At 50.5% G+C, this 25,836-nt stretch carries 20 protein-coding genes; 7 read left to right on the top strand and 13 right to left on the bottom strand.

Translation table 11 applies throughout. The annotated features are described in order from the left end of the window. Positions 1 to 222: 222 nt before the first annotated feature. The 7 genes from AB4Z33_RS02790 to AB4Z33_RS02760 all read right to left on the bottom strand — a co-directional run bounded on the left by AB4Z33_RS02790 (position 223) and on the right by AB4Z33_RS02760 (position 8,802). A complete protein-coding gene (locus tag AB4Z33_RS02790) occupies positions 223 to 3,729 on the bottom strand; it encodes a glycosyl hydrolase (RefSeq protein WP_442048437.1) in 3,507 nt (1,168 codons plus the stop codon). Positions 3,730 to 3,916: 187 nt separating this feature from the next. Next, positions 3,917 to 4,564, bottom strand: a complete 648-nt coding sequence (locus tag AB4Z33_RS02785) for a hypothetical protein (protein WP_442048436.1) — start codon at positions 4,562 to 4,564, stop codon at positions 3,917 to 3,919. A 15-nt stretch (positions 4,565 to 4,579) separates the two neighbouring features. Beyond that, a complete protein-coding gene (locus AB4Z33_RS02780) occupies positions 4,580 to 5,191 on the bottom strand; it encodes a peptide-methionine (S)-S-oxide reductase MsrA (protein WP_442048435.1) in 612 nt (203 codons plus the stop codon). A 341-nt stretch (positions 5,192 to 5,532) separates the two neighbouring features. Continuing rightward, positions 5,533 to 6,510, bottom strand: a complete 978-nt coding sequence (locus tag AB4Z33_RS02775) for a hypothetical protein (RefSeq protein ID WP_442048434.1) — start codon at positions 6,508 to 6,510, stop codon at positions 5,533 to 5,535. A gap of 188 nt (positions 6,511 to 6,698) precedes the next feature. After that, positions 6,699 to 7,442 (bottom strand): bactofilin, encoded by a 744-nt coding sequence (locus tag AB4Z33_RS02770; protein ID WP_442048433.1) that lies wholly within the window; start codon positions 7,440 to 7,442, stop codon positions 6,699 to 6,701. Between the two features lie 28 nt (positions 7,443 to 7,470). Further along, entirely contained in the window at positions 7,471 to 8,148 is a 678-nt protein-coding gene (locus AB4Z33_RS02765) for a hypothetical protein (RefSeq protein WP_442048432.1), read from the bottom strand. Positions 8,149 to 8,172: 24 nt separating this feature from the next. Further along, on the bottom strand, positions 8,173 to 8,802 hold the full coding sequence (locus AB4Z33_RS02760) for a YhbD family protein (RefSeq protein ID WP_442048431.1): 630 nt from the start codon (positions 8,800 to 8,802) through the stop codon (positions 8,173 to 8,175). A gap of 187 nt (positions 8,803 to 8,989) precedes the next feature. Between AB4Z33_RS02760 and AB4Z33_RS02755 the strand changes: the two genes are divergently transcribed. Next, a complete protein-coding gene (locus tag AB4Z33_RS02755; RefSeq protein WP_442048430.1) occupies positions 8,990 to 9,910 on the top strand; it encodes a helix-turn-helix domain-containing protein in 921 nt (306 codons plus the stop codon). Between the two features lie 166 nt (positions 9,911 to 10,076). Here AB4Z33_RS02755 and AB4Z33_RS02750 read toward each other — a convergent pair whose 3' ends face one another. Both AB4Z33_RS02750 and AB4Z33_RS02745 read right to left on the bottom strand, forming a co-directional pair. Then, the gene (locus tag AB4Z33_RS02750) at positions 10,077 to 10,682 is read right to left on the bottom strand and encodes a TetR family transcriptional regulator (protein ID WP_442048429.1); all 606 of its coding nucleotides are present in this window, start codon (positions 10,680 to 10,682) and stop codon (positions 10,077 to 10,079) included. Positions 10,683 to 10,764: 82 nt separating this feature from the next. Next, positions 10,765 to 11,178, bottom strand: coding sequence for a VOC family protein (locus AB4Z33_RS02745; protein ID WP_442048428.1), 414 nt, complete (start codon positions 11,176 to 11,178; stop codon positions 10,765 to 10,767). Between the two features lie 409 nt (positions 11,179 to 11,587). Between AB4Z33_RS02745 and AB4Z33_RS02740 the strand changes: the two genes are divergently transcribed. Further along, positions 11,588 to 15,466 (top strand): galactose-binding domain-containing protein, encoded by a 3,879-nt coding sequence (locus AB4Z33_RS02740; RefSeq protein ID WP_442048427.1) that lies wholly within the window; start codon positions 11,588 to 11,590, stop codon positions 15,464 to 15,466. 263 nt (positions 15,467 to 15,729) lie between these two features. Next, positions 15,730 to 17,586: a hypothetical protein gene (locus AB4Z33_RS02735; protein ID WP_442048426.1), complete on the top strand. Its 1,857-nt coding sequence runs from the start codon at positions 15,730 to 15,732 to the stop codon at positions 17,584 to 17,586. Between the two features lie 16 nt (positions 17,587 to 17,602). Here AB4Z33_RS02735 and AB4Z33_RS02730 read toward each other — a convergent pair whose 3' ends face one another. Together AB4Z33_RS02730 and AB4Z33_RS02725 are read right to left on the bottom strand one after the other, a co-directional pair. Next, the gene (locus tag AB4Z33_RS02730; RefSeq protein WP_442048425.1) at positions 17,603 to 18,307 is read right to left on the bottom strand and encodes a response regulator; all 705 of its coding nucleotides are present in this window, start codon (positions 18,305 to 18,307) and stop codon (positions 17,603 to 17,605) included. 5 nt (positions 18,308 to 18,312) lie between these two features. Continuing rightward, positions 18,313 to 19,848 carry a sensor histidine kinase gene (locus tag AB4Z33_RS02725; protein ID WP_442048424.1) on the bottom strand — a complete coding sequence of 512 codons (1,536 nt, stop codon included), beginning with the start codon at positions 19,846 to 19,848 and terminating at the stop codon, positions 18,313 to 18,315. A 255-nt stretch (positions 19,849 to 20,103) separates the two neighbouring features. Here AB4Z33_RS02725 and AB4Z33_RS02720 point away from each other — a divergent pair, with 255 nt between their 5' ends. The 4 genes from AB4Z33_RS02720 (at position 20,104) to AB4Z33_RS02705 (ending at position 24,608) form a co-directional block, all read left to right on the top strand. After that, positions 20,104 to 21,396, top strand: coding sequence for an ABC transporter substrate-binding protein (locus tag AB4Z33_RS02720; RefSeq protein WP_442048423.1), 1,293 nt, complete (start codon positions 20,104 to 20,106; stop codon positions 21,394 to 21,396). An 87-nt stretch (positions 21,397 to 21,483) separates the two neighbouring features. Further along, positions 21,484 to 22,374 (top strand): carbohydrate ABC transporter permease, encoded by an 891-nt coding sequence (locus tag AB4Z33_RS02715; protein ID WP_442048422.1) that lies wholly within the window; start codon positions 21,484 to 21,486, stop codon positions 22,372 to 22,374. A gap of 17 nt (positions 22,375 to 22,391) precedes the next feature. Continuing rightward, positions 22,392 to 23,234 carry a carbohydrate ABC transporter permease gene (locus AB4Z33_RS02710; RefSeq protein ID WP_442048421.1) on the top strand — a complete coding sequence of 281 codons (843 nt, stop codon included), beginning with the start codon at positions 22,392 to 22,394 and terminating at the stop codon, positions 23,232 to 23,234. Positions 23,235 to 23,264: 30 nt separating this feature from the next. Beyond that, the gene (locus AB4Z33_RS02705) at positions 23,265 to 24,608 is read left to right on the top strand and encodes a glycoside hydrolase family 5 protein (RefSeq protein WP_442048420.1); all 1,344 of its coding nucleotides are present in this window, start codon (positions 23,265 to 23,267) and stop codon (positions 24,606 to 24,608) included. Between the two features lie 49 nt (positions 24,609 to 24,657). Here the strand turns inward: AB4Z33_RS02705 and AB4Z33_RS02700 are convergent, their stop codons facing one another. Further along, positions 24,658 to 25,125 (bottom strand): DinB family protein, encoded by a 468-nt coding sequence (locus tag AB4Z33_RS02700; protein ID WP_442048419.1) that lies wholly within the window; start codon positions 25,123 to 25,125, stop codon positions 24,658 to 24,660. 79 nt (positions 25,126 to 25,204) lie between these two features. Beyond that, positions 25,205 to 25,771 (bottom strand): hypothetical protein, encoded by a 567-nt coding sequence (locus AB4Z33_RS02695; RefSeq protein WP_442048418.1) that lies wholly within the window; start codon positions 25,769 to 25,771, stop codon positions 25,205 to 25,207. Between the last annotated feature and the right edge of the window lie 65 nt (positions 25,772 to 25,836).

Raw genomic sequence — 25,836 nt, 5'->3', positions numbered from 1 at the left:
ACGATTGCAAAAAGGCTAAAAGTGCCGTGTTCGTGCGAGGCTGTAAGTGCGTATGCGCTCTTACAGCGAAGGAGTAACCCGTTTGTGTCACGGGTAAGGTCATATATGCTCTTACAGCGCTGGGCTTGGCGGTTTCGGGACTGTTGTGTGGGTCCACGCCTAACACAAAAAAGCTCTGCCCGCTCCTATTGGAACGGACAAAGCTTTGGTTAAACTTAATTCCTATTGCTTCTTCACCACGACCGTTATCGTATCGCTCCAAGTAACGCCAGCCGCATTCACAAGCTCGCATCGATACGTATAGGTGCCCTTAGCCTTACCCGTGATTGTTGTCACTGCGTTTTGCGCGCCAGGCGTAGATTCGCTGAGCGGCTTCACATCGATGATCTGACCGTTCTCGTAGAGACGATACTCCGTGGCATTCGTTCCCCACCACATATTCATCGTTACCTTGAACTGGCCGTCTCCATCCCAGTTGTCGCTGGACAATACGGGTTTGCCCGGGTTTGCATCCTTAACGACGACGACGAGCGGCGTGCACGAAGTTGTGCCGAAAACATTCGTCAGCTCGCATGTATACGTGTACGTACCGTTTGCTTTGCCTGCAATCGCAGTCGCGACGGTTTGCGCAGATGGCGATACGTCCGTCAGCTTCTTCGTGTTAACGAGTACGCCATTCTCATACAACTTGAACTCCGTACCGTTGTTGCCGTGCCACAGGTTCATCGTAACGGTATAGCTGCCATCCTTCAATCCGGTGTCATAACCATTGTTGTCGCTTAACACCGGCTTGCCAGGAGCGCCTTTCGCCAGCGGCTTCACAACTCCAAAGGTAACACTGCCTGCTTGTTCATTGCCCGCTTTGTCCGTAATGGTAAACTGAACCGTATGCGATCCCGCCGAAAGAGCCGATGAGTTGATAGCCTTACCGCTGACAATCGCTGTTCCGTCAAGCAACAATTGCTCGGCTGCAACGCCGGATGCCGCATCCGTACTTGTCAGATCGAATCGCAGCGGCTCTCCTTGCGTAATATCATGGACAGCACTGCCCGACTGCAACAGCTGCGCCGACGGCGCTGTTTTGTCCAGCTTCACCTGAACCGTCTTGACCGATTCCGCTGCACCTGCGGCATCAACCGAATAATACGAAATCGTCGTCTCGCCTTCGAAAGAAATCTCCATAGGCTCTGCATATACCCCGTAAGCGCCATCGTTGACCGCATAATACGTGGTTAGCGAATCTCCTTCACCAGAAGGGCCGGCGGTTAAAGTCACCGTAACATCCTCGTTAAACCATCCATTCGCATTCGGCGATGCTGATAAGGAAGCCGACGTATCCGGCAGTCCGTAGCTGTATATATGGTCAGGCAGCTCATCCAGCGTAATGACATAATCACTGTTAAATACTTTATCCAAATGCTCTGCGGTGTTAGTGACGCCGTCCGTAATGAAGCTGCCTGCCCATGTGCTGAACCAACTCCAGTCGGCGTTATAAATTTGTAGCAAATCCGGATCCGGAATCGGTCCGTTCTCTGGCAGCGTAACCAGCTTCTTATCGTTCACAAGCGATACAAGGCTGTCGTATTTATTGCTGCTCGGGCTGTAATCACCCGCCGGATTGTAAATGTCGGTACTAATAATATCTACTACATCATCGCCTGGATACCAGTCCGCTGAAGGAGAGTTCCAAATCCAGATCAGGTTGTTCAAGCCATGGTAGTTTGTCATCCGGTCGTACATCATACGATAAAGCTCTTTCACTGCTTCTGGACCGCTCGCTCCCCACCAGAACCAGCCGCCTTCTGCCTCATGCAGCGGTCTCCATAGCACGGGAATGTTCGCATCTTTCAGTCGCTTCAACTGCACCGATATCGCATCGATGTCGCGAATCAGCAGCTCATAATCCTCCGAATCCTTGTTATCTAGCGCATACTGAAGATTAAAAGTTGTGAATTCTGTATAGAAGCCTCTCCACCATTCCTTGCCCACTTCATTGCCGAACAGCCCCTTCGGAGCGTTCCAATGCCAGCACAAGGAAATTAGTCCGCCTCTCTCCGCCCAGTCCATCATCTTCTCGACCTCTTGCGAAGTCGACCCGTACTCGACGCGGGAAGGCGAATACTCAATCAGGTCAGTTGAGAAAATAGCCGGATATTTGCCCGTTTGCTCATAAATCCATTCTGTGTTTTCCAACGTTTGCTGGCCGGAAATAATCTTTTTGCCGTAGTTGTCCACGAGATAGTTCATGACCGCTTGCGCCTCTGGCGAAGCGTTCGGATTCACAAGCGTCTTCGGCACATTATGCGTCTTCGGCGGAGCCGTAGGCGTCAACGAAACGTAGTCGATATTGTACCAGCCCCAGAACGGCTCGAACGTAATCGTATTTTCACCTGCTTGAAGCAGCAGCTTACCTGCCTGCTTCTCCGAGAACTCGGTCGTCTGCTCAAGCGGAACGCTTGCGACAGGAGAACCGTTCAGCAGCACGGATGTCTCTTTGTAACCATACGGAGCTTGGTAGCCGATAGCAAAATCATACAGCCCCTCAGAAGCCGCGTTGTACGTCAGTGTAATAGTACCGCTCCCCGACATGAACACGTAGCCCGTGCCCGAATACCCCGGCGCGTCCATCAGCACGGATGCCCCTTCGCCTATGACGCCGTTCTCCGCCTCGACGCGGTCGGCTACCGGTTTGTCGGATTCAAGCGTAATGTACTCAATGCCGTAGTATCCCCAGTTTCTCGCAAAACCGATTGTGTTTGCCCCCTCTTGCAGAAGTACTTTACCGGCCGCGTACTCACCAGTTACTTCACCCGCGGGCAATATCGGCAGCTTTGAGTTGCCGTTTGACTGTCCGTTAATGAGAATCGACGTTTCCTTGTCGCCATAGGGCGCGTAATAGCCGACTATTAACTTGTATAGCCCTGTCTCCGGAACGTTCACATTGAACGTAGCCGTTCCAGGACTCGCTTCGTCATGCTCATAGAAGAAGGAGACGTAGCCTTCGCCTTCATAGAGAGCATCGCCTCCAACTGGAACGGTTCTGAATTCAGGTCCAATGCCAGCCAGCAACGCATCGACAGCCTTGTACGTACCGACGACTTGCGTAGGCGGCTCCGGATCGACAGGGACATCAGTCCGTGCAGACAATCGGATATTATCTACATAGATTGCACCGTTGTAGACGAGATCCATGTTCTTCTGCATTTGAATAACGAGCTCGCCTTGCGCTGAGCCTGTCGGTATGACGACGCTTTTATGGATCGGCACATAGGAGATGCCATTGATCGTCTGAGCACCCGAGGCAAGCGCGGTTATATCATGATTGCTGTAGTCTAACCCCTGCCAACTGCCGTTCAGATCAGTGCTGACCCCGAGAACGCCGGGGAAAGACTGCGGGACATAGAGATCATAATCGACCTTGCCGTATTTCGTTAGATCAAGGCCGTGATATACACGAATGGCAGCGGTCTGCCATGTCGCAGTGTTCGAATAGCTCGTATTTACTTTTAGCGCATAGCTATTGCCTTCAGCAGCGAGATCGCCGCTTGCTTCTACCGATACTAGCGCATCCCCCCAGCCGCCCTGCCAGCCGCTTATCGTGCCATCCTCGAAGTCATAATTCACATCCTCTGTCTGCGCATATGCAATGCCTGCAACCGGTACTAACAAATAAATCAGCATCGATAAAGCTATGAGACTGGACAACCATTTTTTCCTTGCTATGAACAAACCGCATCCCTCCGCACCATATATTGGATAACATCATTATAATTACACCAATATTATACATGGAAGCGATTACATAAAACATGGCGTGATCATTGTTTTTTGTATCTTTTTTGATATGTTAGCTAACAAAAATAACAAAATAAAAATAGCTCTGGACAAGAGTTTCCTCTTGATCAGAGCTATTACCTCATGGCATCACGCTAGATTGACCCGCATATTGCAGTATTGCAATAGCCGCACGTTCCCTCCGATCCGCATTGTCGCTATGCAGCGCAGCTTCCAATACCGTCAGCGCCTCTGCGATGAGATAAGCAGGTACTGCAGAAGAAGGCCCTTCATCGCTCGTTTGATTAACGTTCGGCTTCTTTACTGCCCACTCGTTCTCCAATTCCGTCCTGGAGACGGGCTTCTCGAATCGTGATACCGCAGCCTCATCCGTTAGAAAAGCGTGCAGCTCCTCTCTAAGGTCGGCACGAGCATACCGTTTCAACCATGTAACCCCGCGTCGATGACAGCTGCCGTCTTCCTCATTATCGAAGCGATCGACATAATAGTAGTCGCCTAGATCTCCTAGATGAACATCGTCCCCGTCAGCCACAAGCACGTAGTCGCCATCTTGCATATGGAGCACGAAGCGGCTGAGCTCCTCGATATTTTTGCTTAGCGCCGCAGCTTCCGCCCCGTATTGCCGAGTTACCCGCGCAACGAGCTCCGTCTCACTGACACACTCCAAATCCCCTAATCCAGCAGAACCTGTGCAAACGTAGTTATCCTCCAGAAAAGAAACCATACGATGCTGCCCATTCTGTATAGGCTTCATTTGAAACAAGGTCATTGCCCATCCCCTCCTTTACCAACGAATTTGGGTGATTACATGCAAAATACGTTCCCCTTCACCCGAGTCGATATCCCATCCTCCGATTTCTTCTTTTAAACGCGACAGGTTGGTGTACCCTTTGGCTAAACCATTCAAACGCGCAGCTAGCGTAGAACTCAGCAGCTCATCACGCGAGGAATACAGACCATTAAGCGCATCAACCGCTTGTGGATATCTGTGCAAATAATATTTCTGATGCCTATCCTCAGCTTCCCAGAACATTGTATACGGTTGTATTTCCGTATCGGGTGCTGTCTCCCGCTCCTTCAGTACCTTTTGTATAGCGTCTAGCTGCGATTCATGATGATAGATCAATAAGGACTGATATTGTCTTCCCTTGTAACCATTAATATTGTAGGGGTTATGGTTATCCCAGAAAAGCCGCAACAGCTCTTCAAGGGAAACAACGGCGGTATTGTACTCTAGCTCTACCGTCTCCGAATGGTCGCCCATCTGGCGATAGGTTGGAGCTGGCGTCGTGCCTCCGGCATAACCTGTCCGCGTACGAACGACGCCCGGGACGCTGCCGAACAATGCATCCGGACTCCAGAAGCAGCCCATACCAAGTGTAATCGTATCGCTCATCTGCGCGCCTCCTTCTCTAAGAATAATTACCGGAACGCCGACCTTTGGCCGCTGTTTTGCTGGTGGGTATTGCTATAATGGATTTCTGCAGGATAGAAGCCCCATTTGAAGCTTGACTGAGTGCTATATTGGATTTTCGCATCAACTCCATGCTTGAACAGCCGAAAAGTTAATGCAATTATCCAACATAGACGCAAATAAAGTTTGAGCACAGTTGAGATGATTCCGATCGAATCGAATAAGCCATGTATCTTTATTTTAGCCGAAAGCTGTCCATCTGACGAAATAGTTGGTAAAAAAAGAATCATAACCCCAATCGGTTATGATCCTTATCGCCTTACTTATGAGTATGGAACCGCATACTGGGCATGATGATACTCCATCGACATCGTATCGCCCGCTTCCTCTTGGGCCGAGAACGAGACGACGTAGTCGCCGTATGCATACTCCAAATACCACCCGCTGCCCTCTTCGTCCCCATAACGATAGCCCTCTCCCATAACGGCCTCGATCTCGTCGAACGTATCACCGACAACGACACCGCCGATTGAAGCGCCCCTCGGAAGCGCTATGGATATGATTTTGCCATGCTCGATCGTTCCGTCCTCCGCCCTCGCGGCGCTAGTCAGAAAAACAACATCGGAGTAGGAAAAATAAAGACCGCCTTCATAATAATCAGCCTCAACCGGCTCGCCGTAATGCTCGGCAATCAGCTCTGTGGAGTCGCCCAAAACGAGCGAAATTCCTTCTAGCTGCCCTGCGTACATACCCTCAATATTTTCGTTCGCATCTGTCATTGGCGCTTGAGTAGACTCGGCAATTTCCTCAATTCCCTCAACGGGTTGCCCCTCTGTTCCGGAAGCGGCCGAGCCGTCTTCGAATACTTTGGTCAGCACGGACAGCTTAATCAGCTCCGTCTGCGGGACATCATTGAAGGACAATGCACCTACCTCGATCGTATCCGACTCGTCGTCCACAATAAATTGCAAACGTGCTTTAACTTCTGTATCCATATACATCATCATACCTGTAAACTCAACGACATGCTCATCCGTATCTGACAAGAAATAGGTCCATGTAGGTCCCGCAAAAAACTGCTCGAATGTATCTCCGTACAATTGATCCGGGTTATCCTCCTGGTAGCCACCCTTAACTGCCAACACATAAGGATTCGCGCTATCCGTGACATTCTCGATCTGATCCTCGATCATCTGTGCAGTCTGCTTCGTTTCGACCGAGCACCCGCTTAGAATAACAAACAGCAAAGCTAATCCCGCAATACCCTTAACTATCTTTCTAGTACGATTATGACCCCTCATGATTCCGTTCCCCTTCTGTATGTATGCTAGGTGTGCCAGAACCGTCACGGGGCTTCCAAATATCCCCTAGTTCCAAAGTCCATCATACTCACATCATCAAAATCATACAAGCATGAAATGAAGATAAGTCCTTCGATGCATAAAAAAGAAGCGGATCCGGCTGCTTATTGCCGAATCCGCTTCATCCCTTATATTTTGCGCTTCTGCTTCACCGTAGATCCGCTCATCAGCTCGAGGCTTTCCTTATATTCGACTGCGCCGATCTCACAGCCGGGCCCAATCGTCACACGTTTACCGCGAACAATACCCGCCTTCGTATACTCGATATAGATTTGATCGCCTTCAATGACGTTCGTTGTCAACGACGCCTTGGCGTCCGGCCTGAAGAAAAACAGGTTGAACGGATTGAGCAGGCTTGCCTTCTTGATCGTGATCTTCTCCCCGCCAATCTCATCAGCCGAGCAGTCCTGATACAGCTTAATGTCCAGCCGTCCCGCATTCAGGAGGCCTCCAATGTGGAACATGCCTCTCACCGTGAACTGATCAACCTCGCAGGCTCCCTTCGCTTTCAGTTCACCTTTCAGTATGAACCGCTCGCTGCGCACGTTGCCCGCAACCTCCATCGCCCCCGAGCAGCGAAGCTCCTGTATTTGCACATTTCCTGCAACTGTCGCCGTTCCTGTCACCTTCGCGGTTGCTGCTTGCACATGATCCGAGAAGACGGCTGTGCCGACAACATGAATGTCCTTCGTCTGCAATCGCCCGTTCATCTCCAGCGTGCCCATAACTTTGAGCTTATTGCTCTGCACATCGCCCTCTATCGAGCCTTCTCCGACAATTTTCACCCGATCATAATGGCCGCCAAGCGCAACGGAGCTACCCGTAATCGTTAAGCCACCGCTCGTTAATCCGCCTTGTGACATACTGCTCATTCCTTTAGCCTCCCCTCCGTCTTCTCCTTTATTGCTTAACCTTGCTGCCGACATGCGCGCTCTTATCCTGAACGAACTTCTCCTTATACTCCACAAGCTCAATCTCGCAGCCCGCACCAATCGTAACGTTATTCCCGCGCACGACCTTTGCCTTCGTATATTCCACATGAATGTCGTCGCCTTCAATTGTATGAACACTCAGCTTATCGCTGAATGGAACAGGAAGCGTCTTCAGCCATTTAAGTAGACCTTTGCTCGATCCCTTCCGAATACTAATGCGCTCGCCGCCGATTTCTCCAATGCTGCAGTTCCCGTGGATCTTCAGTTCGACCGTCCCTGCGTTTAGCAACCCTACATGCAGCCTGCCGCTCCCGCGGAACGTTTCCATCTCGCACTTGCCCTTGACCGTCAACATCCCGTTAATCTCCATAAAGTCGCCTATCAAATCGCCATCTATTGTTACTTTACCGTTCAGCTCAAGCTGCTTCGCGAGCATATTGCCCTCGATGTGAGACGTTCCATACAATCGGGCTTTTACAGATTCCAGACTGCCAGAGATCGTCGCTATACCATCCAGCACAAAGTCCGTGCAGCGTATGCTGCCCTTCACTCGCCCGATTCCTTCAATCTTCGCCATGCCGACTTCGCCGCCCTGCGTAGAACCTATGCCCACTATCTTAAGATCAGGCTTACGTATCGCCTCCATTGACATATCCCCCTTCACCTCTTGTTAATAAGACGACAGCTTCAGCTTCAATTCCTCGATACACTTGGCAATAGGAATATGCAGGGCAATTCTAACGCCGCTTTCCATGTAAAGCTCGCTTCCCGATGCCATAAGAAAAAACGTCGATACGCCCATTTTGCGAATCAAATATAGATCACAAGGTTTGCCCTCGAATTTCGGGTAATGCTCCGTCAACGTTCGAAGCAAGTTTTTGCCCTCGTCCAGGCTCATCTCGCCCGTCAACAAGCTTTGGTCCAATATGTAAAAGTACATCGTCTGCTCGAAGGTGTAGAGAGGCAATCTGCCCATTTGCTCTTCCGCAAAATCCGCTGTAACATTCGTAACAATGTTTCGTTCAATTAATTGCTGCACACTGAGTGCCAGTCCGGCAGGCGTTGGCGAAAACACTTCAGCCAGCTCATCGAGCGACAAATCATCCTTCATGTTAATGATTTTATCGATTCTGGCCAGCATTCGTTGCTTCGGAAAAAACGTCTCTTGTCCCGTAAATGCGGACTTCCGGATAAACCAATCCTCCGGCACGAGGTTTTTGCGCTTCCATCGGTACAACTGTCCGTATGAAATACCCGTCAGCTCAAGCAGCTCTTTCTTGGATATGAGTTCATCGTCCATGATACCGCCCCTTTCAGATATTAATGTAACATAACATTGTTACGCGGTAAAGAGGCGGATATTGCTTTGAATTCTACCGCTGGTTGCAAACCTTAATTCTACCAACAATTGATAGGCTGCCGATCGCCCGCATGCTATGCTGTTATTGACAGTGCGCGCTGTACGTAACCTTTTAGGAGGAATCGGAATGCTTGATCTGCGTTTGATTGGAGCCTACATCTCGAAGCTTAGGAAAGAGAAGGATTTGACGCAAATGGAGGTGGCCGATCAACTGAACGTGAGCCACCAAGCCGTCTCGAAGTGGGAGCGCGGGGAGTCGATGCCTGATATCGGAACTTTGCCGGGGCTGGCGAAGTTCTACGACACGAGCGTCGACGACATTATCAATGGCGGACTTGCTGGAGACGGGCATAGTCACCACACAGGCACCATTATTGAGAAAATAGCTGTCGACGAAACCGATCAAGTAGCCGCTATGGTGAACGACGGCAGCATGGAAGCGGATGAACTCGTGGAGGTTGCTCCGTTAATGAAAGCAAGCACGCTGAAGCAGGTCACCGATAAGGTAGATCACGCAAGGTTCAGCATGAACGTCATTCAACAGTTGGCGCCGTTCCTGCCCACGGAGACGATCGACGCTCTCGTAGTTCAAGCAGCCGATAACGAAATACCTTGGGAAACGGTTGGTTCGCTCGCCCCGTTCGTTAGCAGGGAAGCGCTTGGCAGGTTAGTCGACCGGACAATCGCCAGTACGGCCGATTTATCGCAAATCGTCGGACTCGCCCCCTTCCTCCACCGGGAAGACATAGACAAACTCGTCACGCAAGCAGCGAACGGCAACATTAGCTGGAGCGCCGTGCAAAGTCTTGCTCCCTTCATCAGTCAACATACGCTCAGCCAACTTGTCGACCAAGTTACCGATGGCAGTCTAGATGCGAGCCGCATCGTAGGGTTGGCCCCCTTCCTTGGCAAGGCTCATATCGAGAAGCTGCTGGAAGGAATGAACGAGGACAACTACAATCCCGACCTGCTCGCAAGTCTCGCCCCCTTCATCGGGAGGGAGTCGCTCAGCAAGCTAGTGACCGGGCTCGTGAACCGGATGAAATAATACCAAAAACCGCGCAACTGCACAGCTGCGCGGTTTTTGCATTTAAAGCGCTAATTTCTTGCCGCCTTCGCCCCGACAACATCCTGTCTGTGCAGTCGCAATCGGAAAAAGAATCACCGAAATTACACGTAAAATAGAGGTTCCCCGCGCGGGTAGCCACATATTCTTATAATTGGCGAACATCGGCCAGCTTAATGCCCTCTAAAAGCAGTTTCAGCGTCCGCATCGCTTCTCCCAGCGCTTCCGGCCGCGTCTCCGTATGCGCCAGCCAAAGCGAGGCTTCGTTCAGCGCGCCCGATAACAAATGCGTCATCGCGTCGATGGATGCACGGTTTAAATAACCTTGCTCCTTCATAAGCCGCAATTGGCCTCTCAGCAAGCTCATCGCATGCTGTTCATCCATTTCGCGCCATACGTTCCAGCCCAGGATTGCCGGTCCGTCGATCAGCATAATGCGTTTGCGGTTCTCTTCTACCGCAGCCATCACGAACGCGCGGCACCCCAGATAGAGCTGCTCCCATACGTCTTCCGATGTGGAAGCATCCCGCTCGACGCGCTGGGCCACTTCGCGCTGTACCGATTCCAACACGCTGCGGAACAGCTCTTTTTTGCTGCGAAAATGATGATAGACGGCGCCTCGCGTCAGGTTCGCTTCCTGTACGATCAGCTCCAGCGCCGCATCCGCATAACCGTATTCCGTGAAATGCCGCCTGGCTATTGCCGTAAGCGTATGAATCGTCTCGTTCGTCTCTGCTTTCGTTCTTCTGGCCATAAGGAAGCTCCAATCGTCTGCTTGTCAACCGTTCTAGCCGGTCCGTCTCGTTGTCATACATTGTAGCGGACGATTCAGGGTCTTACAAGTATTGTTCGCTATAAGCTTCAGAAGGCGGAATGACTTGAATTATATCGATCAGTACGCCGTTCGGATCGGCTGTAATAAAGTGTCGCTGACCGAACTCCTCATCCCGAATATCTTGCAGTAGCGGCAGCTTGGCGATCTGAATAAGACGCTCGTACTCGATATCCGCATCCTCTATCTCCAGGTTCAAGATAAGTCCATTTACGCTCGCCCCATATCCCTCAGGAACGGTAGGATGCGCCGGATCCAAAATCGCCAGCTCGAACGGAATTTCACTGTTAGCAAGCTTCAAGCTCACGTACCAATCTGCCTCGAATACCTTTTCAAAGCCAAAGTAAGCCGTGTAAAACGCTGCGGTCTCCGACACTTTCCCCGACTGAATGACCGGATAAAAACTCGTTACTTTCATTGGAACAGCCTCCTTGATTTCGTCATTTGATGTGTTGATTGCATTCATATTAACATACATACTGTATGTATGTAAACTGCGCGCTATAAACCAAACAATAAAATAACACACGATCATCGTAGGAATAGCTATTCAGTAATGAAGGGAACTGCTTTATGCTAGGCTCATACGACCAATCCGAACCTTGCCTCATGAAACGACCCTTTCATCCTCCACTATCTTTGCACGATGCATGTTGCACGCTGCGACCTCAACTCTGCACACTCTACTTCTGTCAAATTGTGAAAACAAATGAAAACAACATAACCTATCTCTCTATTAAGGAGGTGATCGTCAAAAGTCCACTCGTTTTGCGCAATAATGTAAGCGCATTATTTTCCTTAAGAAAGATATAACTAGGAGGTTATTTATGTTCTCTATGAGCAAACGGCTTACGAAAAATCCGTCCTTCATCCTGTTCCTGTCCTTCGTGGTATTGCTGTCGCAGTTCACCCTCTACCCTTCCGACTCGTCCGCCGCTGGCGGGCCTAACCTCGCCGCGGGCAAAAACGTAACCTCCAGCGGTCATGCCGACGTGTACGTTGCGGGCAACGTCGTCGACAGCAACGCAAGCACGTATTGGGAAAGCGTGAACAACGCATTCCCGCAGTGGATTCAAGTCGATCTCGGCGCTAGCTTCAGCATCGATCAAGTCGTGCTGAAGCTGCCGGCAGGCTGGGAGACGCGCACGCAAACGTTGGCCGTGCAGGGCAGCTCGAACGGCTCATCGTTTACCGACATCGTTGGCTCTGCAAGCTATGTGTTCAACCCTTCCGTTAGCGGCAACTCCGTAACGATTAACTTTGCCGCTGTCAGCACGCGTTATGTTCGCCTGAGCATCTCCGCCAACACGGGCTGGCAAGCTGGACAAATTTCCGAATTCGAAATTTACGGATCAACCGTCACACCTACACCAACGCCTCCAGTTACTCCTACTCCTACAACAGCACCTACAGGCACTTATCAAGCCGAAAGCGCCGCACTCGCTTCCGGAGCCAAAGTAAATACCGATCATACCGGATACTCCGGCACAGGTTTCGTAGACGGTTACTGGACACAAGGCGCGACAACTACGTTTACGGTTAGCGCAGCGTCAGCCGGCAACTACGATGTTGCCTTGAAATACGGCAACGCCCAAGGCGGTTCGCGCACGATCAGCGTTTACGTCAACGGCACGAAAATTCGCCAGACAACGCTATCTAACCTCGCGAACTGGGATACATGGGGCACGAAATCGGAAACGCTGGCTTTGAATGCCGGCAGCAATACGATCGCGTACAAATATGATGCGGGCGATTCCGGCAATGTTAATCTGGACCAGATTACGTTGACATTCACGAATACGACGCCTACACCTACACCAACAGCTTCGCCAACGCCTACACCAACACCGACTCCTACACCAACTGCATCTCCTACTCYGACACCTACGATTACGCCTACACCTACACCTACGACGCCAACTGGAAATAATGTCGCATTGAACAAAAGCATTACCTCTTCCTCTACCGTCCACACTTTTGTAGCAGCTAACGGCAACGATGGCAGTACGGCTACATACTGGGAAGGCAGCAGTAACCCGAGTAGCCTCACAGTCGATCTCGGCTCCAACCATAACATCACATCAATCGTCTTGAAGCTGAACCCGGCTACGGAATGGGGCACTCGCACCCAAACGATTCAAGTATTAGGCAACAACCAAGAAACGGCAACCTTCAACAATATCGTATCCGCCGCGTCGTATACGTTCAATCCGGCTACAGGCAACTCTGTCACGATTCCGGTCACCGCTGTAGTCAAACAGGTACGCTTGAACATTACAGCCAACACCGGTTCTTCTGCGGGTCAAGTAGCGGAATTCGAAATATACGGCACACCGGCTCCGAATCCGGATCTGACGATTACCGGCATGACCTCCGCGCCGGCATCACCAGTCGAGACCGATGCCATTACATTGAGCGCAACCGTCAAAAATAACGGCAACGCGATCGCACCGTCAACTTCGGTCAACTTCTATCTGGCTGGCGAGCTTGTCGGTTCTGCACCGGTCAGCGCTTTGGCGGCCGGCGCCTCAGCAACGGTTACACTGAATGCCGGAACGAGAAATGCCGGCACTTACGCAGTAAGCGCCAAAGTCGATGAGAGCAATGCCATCATCGAGCAGAACGACAGCAACAACAGCTTTACGAGTGCGTCCTCGCTGACAGTCGTTCCCGTGCCGAGCTCCGACCTCATTACAACGGCTTCCTGGAATCCAAGCAATCCGAGCGCAGGTAACACCGTAACGTTCACGGTTAATTTGAAAAACCAAGGCAACGTTGCATCAGCAGGCGGCGCCCATGCGATTACGCTTCTGCTGAAGAACGCGGCAGGCACGACGATTCAGACGCTGAACGGCTCATATAGCGGAGCGCTCACGGCTGGCCAATCTGTCAACGTCAATATGGGAACTTGGACCGCTGCGAATGGCAGCTACTCCGCGACAGCAACGGTTGCCAATGATGCGAACGAAGTAAGCATCAAGCAAGCAAACAACACAAGCACATCAAGCCTTTATGTAGGCCGCGGCGCGAATATGCCGTTCACCATCATTGAGGCGGAAGCTCCCTCCAACACGACGAACGGAACGAAGCTTGCCCCTAACTTCAAGCCTGGCGACTTCGCCGGCGAAGCTTCCGGACGTTCTGCCGTCCACCTCGATGCAACGGGCGAATATGTCGAGTTTACGCTTACCGCTCCAGCGAACGCATTCGTTCTTCGCAACGCGGTAGCCGAAAGTACGACCGGAACGGTCAGCATTTACGCTAACGGTGTCGATAAAGGCAACTTCAACGTCACCTCCAAGTTCTCTTACGTGTACGCAACGCCTAGCACGCTCGGCCGACTCGGCTACGACAACGCTCCTGGGGCAGGCTTAACTGCATACTGGCTCTATGAAGATTCGCAGCTCATGCTCGATCAAGTGTATCCGGCAGGCACGAAGATCAAGATTCAGAAGGATGCCGGCGACGTATCCTGGATTTATGTCGACATGATCGAAACGGAAAACGTCGCGCCGGCTGCCTCCAACCCGGATCCAAGCAAATACGTTCAAGTTTCGGCTACCAAGTCCATTGAGCAGGCGCTTAACGAATTCAGGCAAGACAACACGAAGAAGGGCATCTTCATCCCTGCCGGTGAGTGGACGATCAACAGCAAAATCTTCCTCTACGGCCGTGCAACGGAGATCATCGGCGCAGGCCCATGGCATACGAAGCTCGTCGCTCCGCAGAGCCAGTCCAATACGGATGTCGGCTTCAATATCGGATCGACCGCGAACGGTTCGACGATCAAAGATCTGTCCGCATGGGGCAACTATGTTTATCGGACAGACGGTCCAGGCAAGTTCATTGACGGCAACGGCATGCAGGACGTTACGGTTCAGAACATTTGGGTCGAGCACTTCATCTGCTTGTACTGGGGCGTCAACTCCTCCTACAATACGTTCCAAGACAACCGAATCAAAAACACGTTCGCGGACGGCATCAACATGACGAACGGCTCGTCCTATAACGTCATCGACAACAACTACTCGCGCGGAGCCGGCGACGACGCTTTCGCCTTGTTCAGCGCGGTGGATGCAGGCGGGTCTTACAACGTAGGCAACGTATACTCGAATCTGACCGCTACTTGCGTTAGACGCGCAGCCGCGTTCGCCGTATACGGCGGTTCGGGCAACCTGTATCAAAACCTGTACGGCGCAGATACGCTTACGTATCCGGGCCTCACGATCAGCAGCCTCAGCTTCGGCTACAACACGCTCGGATTCGGGGATCAAGATACGGTCATCGACGGCGTAACGCTCGACCGTACCGGCGGCGACTTCTGGACCAGCGTTGGCGCGGACGACAAAATCAACGAATACCAGAACTTCGGCGCGATCTGGTTCTTCGGCGGCGACCGGACGTTCAAGAACATCCTCGTCAAGAACGTCGACATCAATAATCCGGTCTACTTCGGCCTAATGTTCCAGACGAAGTCGCCGGAAAATCTTGCGATGCAAAACGTTCGCGTCGAGAACGTCAACATCAACAACCCTACCCGCTACGGCATCAAACTCGTCGTCAGAGCGGAGCAAGGGCAAGGCCCGGCGGTCGGCGGGGCGAGCTTCACGAACGTGAAGATCAACAACCCAGGCGTAGCCGCCATTTACGGCGAGAGCGGCAGCCCGAACTTCACCGTCACGAGAGTGTCCGGCAACAACTGGTGATCATACGCTGCAACGCAAAAAAAGAGCTTACTCGGGCAACCGAGTAAGCTCTTTTTCTATTAACTGGACTTTTCCATATATAGGTTCCTTTCGTCAGTCGTATAGAGTATCTTTAAAATATGTCTAAAAAGTACACCGATGGTTAAAGGAGCACAACTATGCCGGACTGGTCGTATCAGACCTTATTTCGACCTTTGTTATTTATACTGCCATCACGACTAAGCAGAGCAATAACGTTAAAAGCCATAGGAACCCTAAGCAAGTTGCCTAGCGGTCCCTTTGTCATACGGACGCTTGGCCATATGGAGCCGTCGCCGCTGCTGGAGCAAGAGCTGGCGGGACTGTCATTAAGTACGCCAGTAGGCTTGTCTGGCAGCTTGGACCCGCAGGGAACGGCTCATAAAGCGTTCGCTCAGTTCGGCATCGGCTTCATTGAGCATGGGCCCATTACGGTTCGCCCTGTCCGCATTCAAGCGCCGATTGAGAACGACCAAGCGAACGAAACGATACGCTACCCCTCCTACTACGAAAACGAAGGCGTTGAACGTACGGCTATCCGCATGGCCAAGCCTGGGCATCGATTGCCTCAAATGGCGCGGATTACGCCGCTTCCCAGCTCCTCCCCGGAGGAGGCTGTTCATGAGCTTTGCAACATGATGGCAAGGCTAAGCCGTTCTGGCGCTTCGGCCTTTTATGTGGATATCATAAACGGAACTCGCTCTTTGGAGGAAACGGTAGAGATCGCCAAGCGCTTTACAGCAGTAGCAGCGTCCTATAACCCGAATCAAGTGCCGCTATTTCTTTATGTACCGCCCGACTTCCCTAATGACAGATTATGCAGCCTGCTGGACATGGAAGGGGCTTCTTTCTGGAAAGGGGTTGTTATTGGAGAAGCCATTCACGAATGCGAGGATGACCCTAGCAGTCACAATTACCCGATTAAGGTTGGAAGAGAAGCAAAAGCAGCTTCCCTGCAAAAAATAAAACATCTTCGCGACCGTTACCACTCCTCCTGCGACTCGTTCGTGATCAAAGCGGGAGGCGGCGTTCATGAGCCGCAGGATGCGCTCGACCTCATGAATGCCGGCGCGAATGCCGTCATGCTGCATAGCGGACTCGTCTATGCCGGCCCGGGTCTTCCGAAGCGGATCAACGAAGCCGTCATTTATGAACGGGTTCGGCATACAACTAAACCCAAGACGCCTTCCTTTTGGAAGCATTGGGGCTGGATGTGCTTGCTTGGGGTCGGAATGATCATTGGCGGCATCCTTTCATGGATCATTGCCGCGACGACTGTACTATTGCCTTACGATTTGGATTTTATAGGCATGTCCGTGGAAGAGCTTCATGGCATTAACCATCATCTGCTCCATTTCATGTCGCATGATCGGATTACGCTGGCCGGGACAATGATTTCTATCGGCATTCTTTATTACCAGCTGGCGAGGTATGGACTGAAGGACGGCCTGCACTGGGCCAAGACGGCTTTAATAACCTCCGGCCTGGTTGGCTTTGCTAGCTTTTTTCTGTATCTGGGCTACGGCTATTTCGATCCGCTCCATGCGGTCGCTGCCGCTTTGCTGTTTCCTATGTTCCTTCTCTCCATGCGCGGCAACCCCGACCAGCCCTATCGGAAGCCAGTCAATTTGCGCAATACTCGACTATGGCGTACGGCGATGTGGGGGCAATTATGCTTTGTTGTACTCGGCTTTGCGTTAGCGATCGGGGGTCTAACCATTGCAACGGTCGGCGTTACGGAGGTATTCGTTCCGGAGGATCTTGCCTATTTGAAAATAACGCCTGCCGAGCTGGACGCAGCCAATCCAAGGTTAATGCCGTTAATCGCCCATGATCGGGCCGGCTTCGGGGGCGCGCTGCTTTGCGATGCATTGGCTATTCTCATCATCGCTTTGTGGGGCATTCAGCAAGGAGCTCGTTGGTTATGGTGGACGCTGCTGCTTGGCGGAGCTCCGGGCTTCTATGCCGGTTTCAGCGTGCATTTCTCGATCGGCTATACCGACTTTTGGCACCTGCTGCCGGCGTTATTCGCTCTGCTTCTGTATGTTTTCGGAATCATTCTCTTATATCCGTACCTGATGCGGGGCGAGCCGTCTAAGTAAATACGCAAGACGACGTTTAACTTGACGGCTTCCCCTTCCGCTGCGCCAAAATTTCCGGGATGTGCAGCTCTCGCAATGCGGGCACGATTTCCTGCACGCTGTTTTTATCGAATTTTTTCAATATGCTGTTGATTTGCGATTTGAGCGTCGAGGGCTCTACATGTCTCAGCTTGCATATTTCCTGGCGCGTGTAATCCTTCATCAGCAGCTCCAGCACCTCAAGCTCCGTAGGCGTCAGCTGCGTCAAAATATAGAAGTTGTGCAGCAAGCTGTCTTCCGTCGTTTTGATCCGTTTGAACTCGCGCGTAATCTTACCCGCGATATTGGCATGCAGAGACGGCTGGTCGTAATAGGCATCCTTGATAGCCTCCAACACGGCATCCGCTTGCATGTTTTTCAGCAAATAATTCGTAGCGCCGAGTTCAAAGGCGCGAAACACGGTTTCGTCCGTTTCGCAGACGGTCAGCATCACGATTTTCACATCGGGCATATAGTTCAATATTTCGGACGTTGCCCGCAGCCCCGCCTGTTTATCCTCCAGCTCCACGTCCATCAATATAATATCCGGCTTGTTCAAAGCGGCCAGCATCGTGCCTTCGTAGCCGCTGGACGCCCTCCCCACGAATTCGATCTGATCGTCCTTGGAGAGAATCATTTGGTACCGCTTCGCGATTAAGTGATCGTCTTCCACGATAAGTACCTTAATCTTCGGCTCGCTCATGCTGCTCATCTCCTTTCGCTCATGTCCGTCGACAATAAAGGCATGACAATGTGGAAGGCGCTGCCTTCGCCCTTCTTGCTCTCGGCGCTAATCTTGCCCCCATGCGTCGTAATGATCGTGTGACAGATAGATAGTCCCATGCCCCAGTTGGTCGCGGTCGGCTTAGAGGAATAGAACGGCTGAAAAATATGCACAAGAGCCTCTTCCTCCATACCGATGCCGTTATCCCGAATGACTACCTCTACCCACTTGTTCTTCACGTTGATCTCAATGGTCAGCTGCCGCGATTTTTCCGGAACGAATTCGAGCGCATCGACGGCGTTCGAAATAATATTTTCAAGCGCTTGCGCGAAATAATAAGGGTCGGCCATAATGACCAGCTGCCGCGGCGGCATCGCATAATGAACCTTGATCGGCTTCAATTCCATTCTTTTATCGTCCAGAAGCTTGTTGAGCAGCTCATTCAGCATAACAGGCTGCAGCTCGATTTTGGACTTCAGATTTTTCTGATGGACAGCGTCGAGCCGATCATATACCTTCTTGCAGCGCTGTTCAATGACCCGAATCTCCTCGACGACCTCCGGCGACTTCTCGCACATGTTTTCCAAAAACTCTGTTTGCGCCATTATGGCAAGCAGTTCGTTCTTCATATAATGGCTGAACACGCGCGACGTTAAGATAGCGGAATCGATATTATGCGAAATAACCGATTCTTGATTGCGAATGCTGTTCTGGATGCGCGCGTATTTGTAAATGCTGTACAAGCTGACGAACAGACAAACCCCCGCAATGTACGGCAGCATTGTATAAATAGAAGGGTTGCCGACGAGGTTAATCGGCTTGAACCTTATAAAATGGGCGGCTTTGGATACTTTAATCAATATATCGGGCGCCCAATAATTCATGTAATAATACGTAATTTGAACCGAAATGTAAGAGATTAAGATCATTAATATATTGCTTCGAATTTGACGAACTTTAGGCGCATCATACAAAGCGTATACAAGCAGCACTACCCCCGCAACAATATACAGCGTATTGACGACGAACGTAACCGTGTGGATGGATTCATACAGCGAGACGAACCCTTTCGCCGTCATGTAGTCCGGGTACATCCGATAGTACATATGCGCGTAGAAGAAAGGATCGTACAGCATGATCTGAACGATGCAGGGAATGGCTAGCAGCGATAATAGCAAGGTTCTACGTCTGGACGAAATGTTGAAAGCGAAATAAATGGCGGAGCACAGCCCCGTATACAGAAACATCATTGTAAACACGTTAAATACGCGAATGAGCGCAAAGCGCGAGATCGGCAGAAACATCAATTGATTTTGCAGCGACTGCCTGATTCCGAAATAATCGTCGAGGCTGAAGTAGTAGTAAGCATCCTTGGACATGTACGTAATGATGCAGGAAACGACGATTAAATAAGCAAACCCCATCAGCAGCATGAAGAGAGTCGCTTTCGTATATTTCTGCTGTGTCAGACAAAATACCGCTATCGCAATAAACAAGATAAACACGAAGAAAATGAACACCAGCGACCCTCCCGCTCTCTTTCCATGCAAATAAAATAGATTTTATTTGATCCACACGCCGCTGTATAGGTTGAAGTTTTGTACACCTAGCTAGCCGCATAACCCGCGTAAAGCGCTATTATTCCCCTATAATCCCCTACCATTATCCAATTTACCCTGTCTCGCCCCTTGAAAGCGATGATAAAACTTCAACCTTACGTTCACGGCCGGTTGCCATTACGATGGAAGCACGACAAAGATACAGGAGGGGTTTTCATGAATCAACGTTTTAGATACCTCAGTATAACGCTTATGGCGGGGCTTGCGGCGACGATCGTAGGTTGCGGCTCGAACAACGCGAACGAACCAAGCAGCACGAACGGCAACGACAAGGTGGTATTGGAATATTACACTTGGACCGATGAAGAAGCCTATATGAAGAAGGTCGTTGAGGCGTTTAACGCCCAGAACAGCGACATCGAAGTGAAGATGAACACGATTAGCAACAACTCGAATGAGTATAACACCAAAATCATGACCAACCTATCCGGCGGCTCCAAAATGGACGTATACAGCATTAACGGCACGACGAGCCTAGGCACGTACTCTTCCAAAAACCAGCTTCTCGATATAACCGATCGAATCAAAGAAGCGAACCTAGACGTTGGCGCTTATGGACCTAGCTTCCAAGATATTACCGAGGTGCTGACGAAAGGCAAGTATTACGCGCTTCCTTACCGCACATCGCAATATGCTTTGTTCTACAACAAAGCGATCTTCGACCGTGAAGGCATTAACTACCCTACGCAACTGACATGGGACCAATATGCCGAGCTGGCGAAGGCTCTCACGAAGGGCGACGGGGCTAGCAAGCAATGGGGCGGCTACTATGCGGACTGGATGACCGCGCCGCTTGGCGCGCTTCAGAAGGGCACGACTATTCTTGACGACAGCTTGGACGATGTAGCGGACTGGTTCGATTATCTCGACCGCATCTACTACAAGGATCAATCTCATATGAGCTATAAGCAAATGAAGTCGCAGAGCACCGACTGGATCAAACAATTCGAAAGCGGCAATGTCGCGATGCTCGTTAACGGCGAATGGACGATTAATATGCTGAAAGCGGATATCGAAGCCGGCAAAACGAACATCGAATTCGATATGGCGCCGCTTCCGCTGCCAGACGGAACGAGCGATCCGATTACGGTCGGCGGCGTAAGCACATTTATGGGCATTAATCCTGACAGCAAAAACATCGATGCGGCGTTCAAGTTCGTCCAGTTCGTAACGGGCGAAGCAGGCGAAGCGATCATTGCCGAATCCAGCGTATTGCCGGCTTATGCCAGCGACAAAACGAAGGAATCATTCCTTAACGCAACCGGCATTAAAGGAAGCAGCTACTTCTTCGAAGCGAACACCGTTGTGGAAAACCAGCCGATTGCCCAGATCGACGAAGTCAATCGCGTCTATAGCGAACAACGGGATCTCTATCTGTTCCAGGAGCTGGATGCCGCGAAAGCCATGAAAAACTTCATGGAACAGCGCGCTTCCGTTCTTAAACCGTAACTATAGCTAAGCAGTCGGCTTCCGTATCCTAGGACGGAGGCCGATCTTGTTTCACGAGCTATACCATTCTATCAGGAGGTTGTTTCTATGACGGACAAACGTCTTCTCAACTACAAGTCATACCTAACAGGGACGTTATTCATTCTACCGGCCTTCGTCTTATTTGCCGTATTCATTCTCGTTCCGTTAGTGTATGGCATCGTCATGAGCTTCACGGATTACGGCGGCTTCAATATTACGCCTAATTTCGTTGGTTTGGATAATTACGCGAGGCTGCTGCAGGACGATTATTTCCGTGTTTCTCTGAAAAACAATTTTATATACACGCTATTATTCGTGCCGTTAACGATGCTGCTAGCTTTGCTGTCTGCTATAGCGCTGAACAGCATTCTGCATCTGCGCAAATATTTGCGCATGGCCTTTTATTTTCCGCAAATTACGTCGATGGTATCCGTTGCGATCGTCTGGGGACTATTGTTCAACCCGATGTCCGGCCCGATCAATCATATGCTGGAAGCGATCGGCATATCGAATCCGCCGGAGTGGCTTATGTCCTCGCAGTGGGCGCTTCTTGCCGTCGTCATTGTCGCGGTGTGGAAGAGCTTCGGCTACTACATGATTATTCTGCTCGCGGGCATTCAAGGCATTCCCGAGCATTTGTATGAATCCGCTAGACTGGACGGCGCGGGCAAGCTGCAGCAGTTTTTCTATATTACGCTGCCAAGTCTATCGCCGACGTTGTTTATGGTATTAATTTTAACCATCATTAACTCTTTCCAAGTGTTCGATCTCGTATCCGTCATGACCGACGGCGGGCCGGGGCGTTCAACGAACGTATTGGTATTCCGCATTTTTCAAGAAGCATTCATCAACTACAAGATGGGGTATGCCGCAGCGATGTCGACCGTCCTGTTCCTCATCATTATGGTCATATCGCTCATTCAATTCAGGCTCGAGAAAAAATGGGTGACTTACTAAAATGGGAGGTACGCATAATGGAAGCCGTCACTAAATCGAAGACTAGCAAGCTCTTGTATTATGTGCTGCTGCTTATTCTGGTTGCCTTCTCGGTCGCCACTCTCTTTCCGTTCTTATGGATGATCTCGACTTCGCTGCGCACGGATATCGACCTTTTCCAGAACCCGAATAACTGGATTCCATCGTCGTTATATCTCAATAACTTCAAAGAGGTATGGACGATCATTCCTTTCGGCAAATATTTCATGAACACCGTCATGCTGTCCGTCGTCATTACCGTGCTTCAAGTGCTGATCTGCTCCATGGCCGCTTATGCGTTCGCCAAGCTCAAGGTGCCGTTCAAGAGCACGCTCTTCATCCTGTTTATGGCCAACTTAATGATGCCTTGGCACTCCATCATGGTTCCGCAATTCGCCGTCGTCAGCAGCTTGGGGCTGTACAACACGCATGGCGGCTACATCTTGATTCAATTGTTCAGCGGCTTCGGCATCTTTCTGATGCGTCAGTTTTTCATGAGCTTGCCTGGCGAGCTGAACGAAGCCGCTCGTGTCGACGGGTTTAGCGAGTGGAAAATATTTTGGCGGATCATTATGCCGCTATCGGCCGCGAGCTTGTCCACGTTCTCGATCTTTACCTTCACGTTTATGTGGAACGACTATTTGGCGCCGATGATTTACCTGAACGACGAATCGCTGAAGACGCTTCAGCTCGGCTTGCAGTCGTTCCAAACCGAACACACGATGGACTACGGCTTGCTGATGGCGGGTACGGTGCTGGCCACCATTCCGATGGTTATTGTCTTCCTGATCGGCGAACGGTTCTTCATTCAAAGCGTTGCGACGACAGGCATGAAAAACTAATTACTATATTAAAGAAAAGAGGACTTCTATATGACTATTCAACTGGAAAAATTCGTTCAAGTTCGCGGCGAGGATTTTACGGTTAACGGCGAAAAGATCGTATTTCGGGGCTTCGGTCTCGGCTCGTGGATGAACCTGGAGCATTTCATGATCGGCTTGCCCGGCACGGACACGATGATTAAGCAAGCATTCGCGGAGGTGTACGGCGAGGATCGCAGCACCGCCTTCTTCGACCGCTTCCTGCTGGAGTTCGTCGGCGAGAAGGACTTTGCATTTTTGAAAAAAATCGGCGTTAACCATTTGCGCATTCCGTTTAACTATAAGTACTTCATCGACGATCAAAATCCCGCCGTGTACAAAAAAGAAGGCTTCGTCTATCTCGACCATATCATTGCTCTATGCGAGAAATACGAAATCTACGCGATGCTCGACCTCCACTCCGTTCCCGGCGGGCAAAATCCGGATTGGCATTGCGACACGAACTCGGGTCTGCCGCTGTTCTGGGAATACAGCGCGCTGCGCGATACGGTAATCGGGCTATGGGGTCATATCGCGGACTACTACAAGGATCAGCCTTGGATTGCCGCTTACGATATCGTCAACGAGCCTTCGATGGTAACGAACGCGAAGGTATTCAACGAGTTCTATGAGAGGGTCATCGCGGAAATTCGCAAATACGACGAGCATCATATTATTTTCATCGAGGGCAATGCGTTCACGACCGACTTCACGATGCTCGATCCGGTCGACGACCCGCAGGTCGCTTACGAGTTCCACTTCTACCCTTTCGTCGACGAGCCGGCCGTTCTGACGCCGGAGATGGACCGTACGAGACGCCGGGAAATTTTCAAAGAAGCTTTCGACAAGCTGGTGAGCATCCGTGAGAAATACAAGCGTCCGCTTTGGTGCGGCGAGCTTGGCTTGGTGTTCGAGAAGGAGCAGATCGACTTCCAGATGACGATCATCGAGGATATGCTCGACCTTTGCGAAGCCAATGACGTCTCTTGGGCGCTATGGACGTACAAGGACGCCGCTACGATGGGTATCGTGTATCCGCGCGAAGACACGCCTTGGCGTCAATTGACCGAAGAGATCAAGCTGGTCTGGAATCAACATAAGGAGCAAGAGAAAGGCGAGGCGCTGGTCGATTACATGGCGGCGACCTACTTCAAACCGATCTCCGTAGAGGAGCGCTATCCGCTGCAGTTCCGGATGAGAACGCTGATGCAAGATATCACAGTGGAACAGATTTTGAAGCCGCATTTGCAGAAGCGTTCGTGGGAAGAGATGTACGAGCTACCTGCATCGTTCCACTGGGAGCAATGCGAGCAATGGGACGAGCTTGCCGCTGTGGTCGAGAAGTATACGAAGTAAATAAGAAGAAGGTCATTCTTTGCATTGATGCAAGGGATGACCTTCTTCGTTAATTGGCAAAACGTTTAATCAGGTTTATCGAGTTGAAGTGCAAACCCTCATGGTAGAGTGTGTAGTTCAGAAACTCCCCTATTGTGCTTATCGTAAGTCCCGACCCTGTCGTATACGAATCTTTGACCGGCTCATCCAAGCGACCAATCAAAGTGTGCTCGATACGCTTCGGCTGCTCGGCCAACATTGCAAGCAACGTATCCAAGCTCGGAAGTTCTCCTTCCCAATCAGCCGGTTTCGTCCCTCTTCCGAACCAGCGTTCGAAACTCTCCGGCAATTGCACGGTCTCCCCGGAAAAATAAAAAGCAAACTTCTCTTGAACCAAATAAATATGCCCTAAATTCCATCTTAAATTGTTATTGAACCCTTTCGGAACGATGTCCAGTGTGCTCTCGGAAATCCCCTCTACTGCCTTAATAGTCTGCTGGCGGATGAATTCAAGCTGTTTGAATAATGGTTGATTCATACGATCCCTCATTTAATTTTAGAATTTTAATTCCTCAAGACCAAATGACATTAATTTCCTATAGCTTACCATATGATCTTCATTTTATCGAGTTGGCTATTTCAAGCAGTATATGAACGGTTACTTTGTCTTCTACCCGGCTATCAATAGACAGTAGGTATTGCCATCCGTCCTTTTCAAATACGAGTATATTGAATCCTCTCTTAGACATCGGAATGGGCATTTCCATGTAGAGTGCTCGATTACCGTCCTGGAGCGTGTAGCTTTGTTTTATTCTTCTCGATTTTTCAAAGTTTAATTTTTGCGAGCTTGGTCTTACATCAATCTTGTAATGATTTTCGCCTTTCTTTTCATGAAGATACTCGATACCCAATTCATCGTTTTTATGGTATTCCTTGTCGTTATAGCAGCTGCCAAAGTGATGGGTAAACGCGATCGGAGGCAATTTATAGGGCAGTTTAAGTTCTTTATGATGTAGCGTTTCGCATTCTTGCAAAGCTTCTTCAACCGATTTAAAGCCCCCATCTAAATAAGGTTTCTCAAACGGAGGAACATCGCCGCGTGGTTCTGCACCGACTGTATGGATCTGGATTACTATCACACCGCACACAAACAATAATCCCCTTATGACAGCTCTGCACTTCATAGACGTTTCACCACCTTAACTTTTTACCGGTAGTGTACGCTATTAAGAAACTAGTTATTAATCCT

The sequence above is a fragment of the Paenibacillus sp. 2TAB19 genome (assembly GCF_052115185.1).
GTDB lineage: Bacteria > Bacillota > Bacilli > Paenibacillales > Paenibacillaceae > Pristimantibacillus.
Note: the sequence above shows the minus strand (reverse complement) of the source record. Positions and strands in the feature narration are given on the sequence as shown.

Bases quoted from the DNA above. Each gene is read 5' to 3' on its own strand.
- AB4Z33_RS02785 (WP_442048436.1), bottom strand. From the start codon at position 4,564: ATGACCTTGTTTCAAATGAAGCCTATACAGAATGGGCAGCATCGTATG.
- AB4Z33_RS02780 (WP_442048435.1), bottom strand. From the start codon at position 5,191: ATGAGCGATACGATTACACTTGGTATGGGCTGCTTCTGGAGTCCGGAT.
- AB4Z33_RS02775 (WP_442048434.1), bottom strand. From the start codon at position 6,510: ATGAGGGGTCATAATCGTACTAGAAAGATAGTTAAGGGTATTGCGGGA.
- AB4Z33_RS02770 (WP_442048433.1), bottom strand. From the start codon at position 7,442: ATGAGCAGTATGTCACAAGGCGGATTAACGAGCGGTGGCTTAACGATT.
- AB4Z33_RS02765 (WP_442048432.1), bottom strand. From the start codon at position 8,148: ATGGAGGCGATACGTAAGCCTGATCTTAAGATAGTGGGCATAGGTTCT.
- AB4Z33_RS02760 (WP_442048431.1), bottom strand. From the start codon at position 8,802: ATGGACGATGAACTCATATCCAAGAAAGAGCTGCTTGAGCTGACGGGT.
- AB4Z33_RS02755 (WP_442048430.1), top strand. From the start codon at position 8,990: ATGCTTGATCTGCGTTTGATTGGAGCCTACATCTCGAAGCTTAGGAAA.
- AB4Z33_RS02750 (WP_442048429.1), bottom strand. From the start codon at position 10,682: ATGGCCAGAAGAACGAAAGCAGAGACGAACGAGACGATTCATACGCTT.
- AB4Z33_RS02745 (WP_442048428.1), bottom strand. From the start codon at position 11,178: ATGAAAGTAACGAGTTTTTATCCGGTCATTCAGTCGGGGAAAGTGTCG.
- AB4Z33_RS02730 (WP_442048425.1), bottom strand. From the start codon at position 18,307: ATGAGCGAGCCGAAGATTAAGGTACTTATCGTGGAAGACGATCACTTA.
- AB4Z33_RS02720 (WP_442048423.1), top strand. From the start codon at position 20,104: ATGAATCAACGTTTTAGATACCTCAGTATAACGCTTATGGCGGGGCTT.
- AB4Z33_RS02715 (WP_442048422.1), top strand. From the start codon at position 21,484: ATGACGGACAAACGTCTTCTCAACTACAAGTCATACCTAACAGGGACG.
- AB4Z33_RS02710 (WP_442048421.1), top strand. From the start codon at position 22,392: ATGGAAGCCGTCACTAAATCGAAGACTAGCAAGCTCTTGTATTATGTG.
- AB4Z33_RS02705 (WP_442048420.1), top strand. From the start codon at position 23,265: ATGACTATTCAACTGGAAAAATTCGTTCAAGTTCGCGGCGAGGATTTT.
- AB4Z33_RS02700 (WP_442048419.1), bottom strand. From the start codon at position 25,125: ATGAATCAACCATTATTCAAACAGCTTGAATTCATCCGCCAGCAGACT.
- AB4Z33_RS02695 (WP_442048418.1), bottom strand. From the start codon at position 25,771: ATGAAGTGCAGAGCTGTCATAAGGGGATTATTGTTTGTGTGCGGTGTG.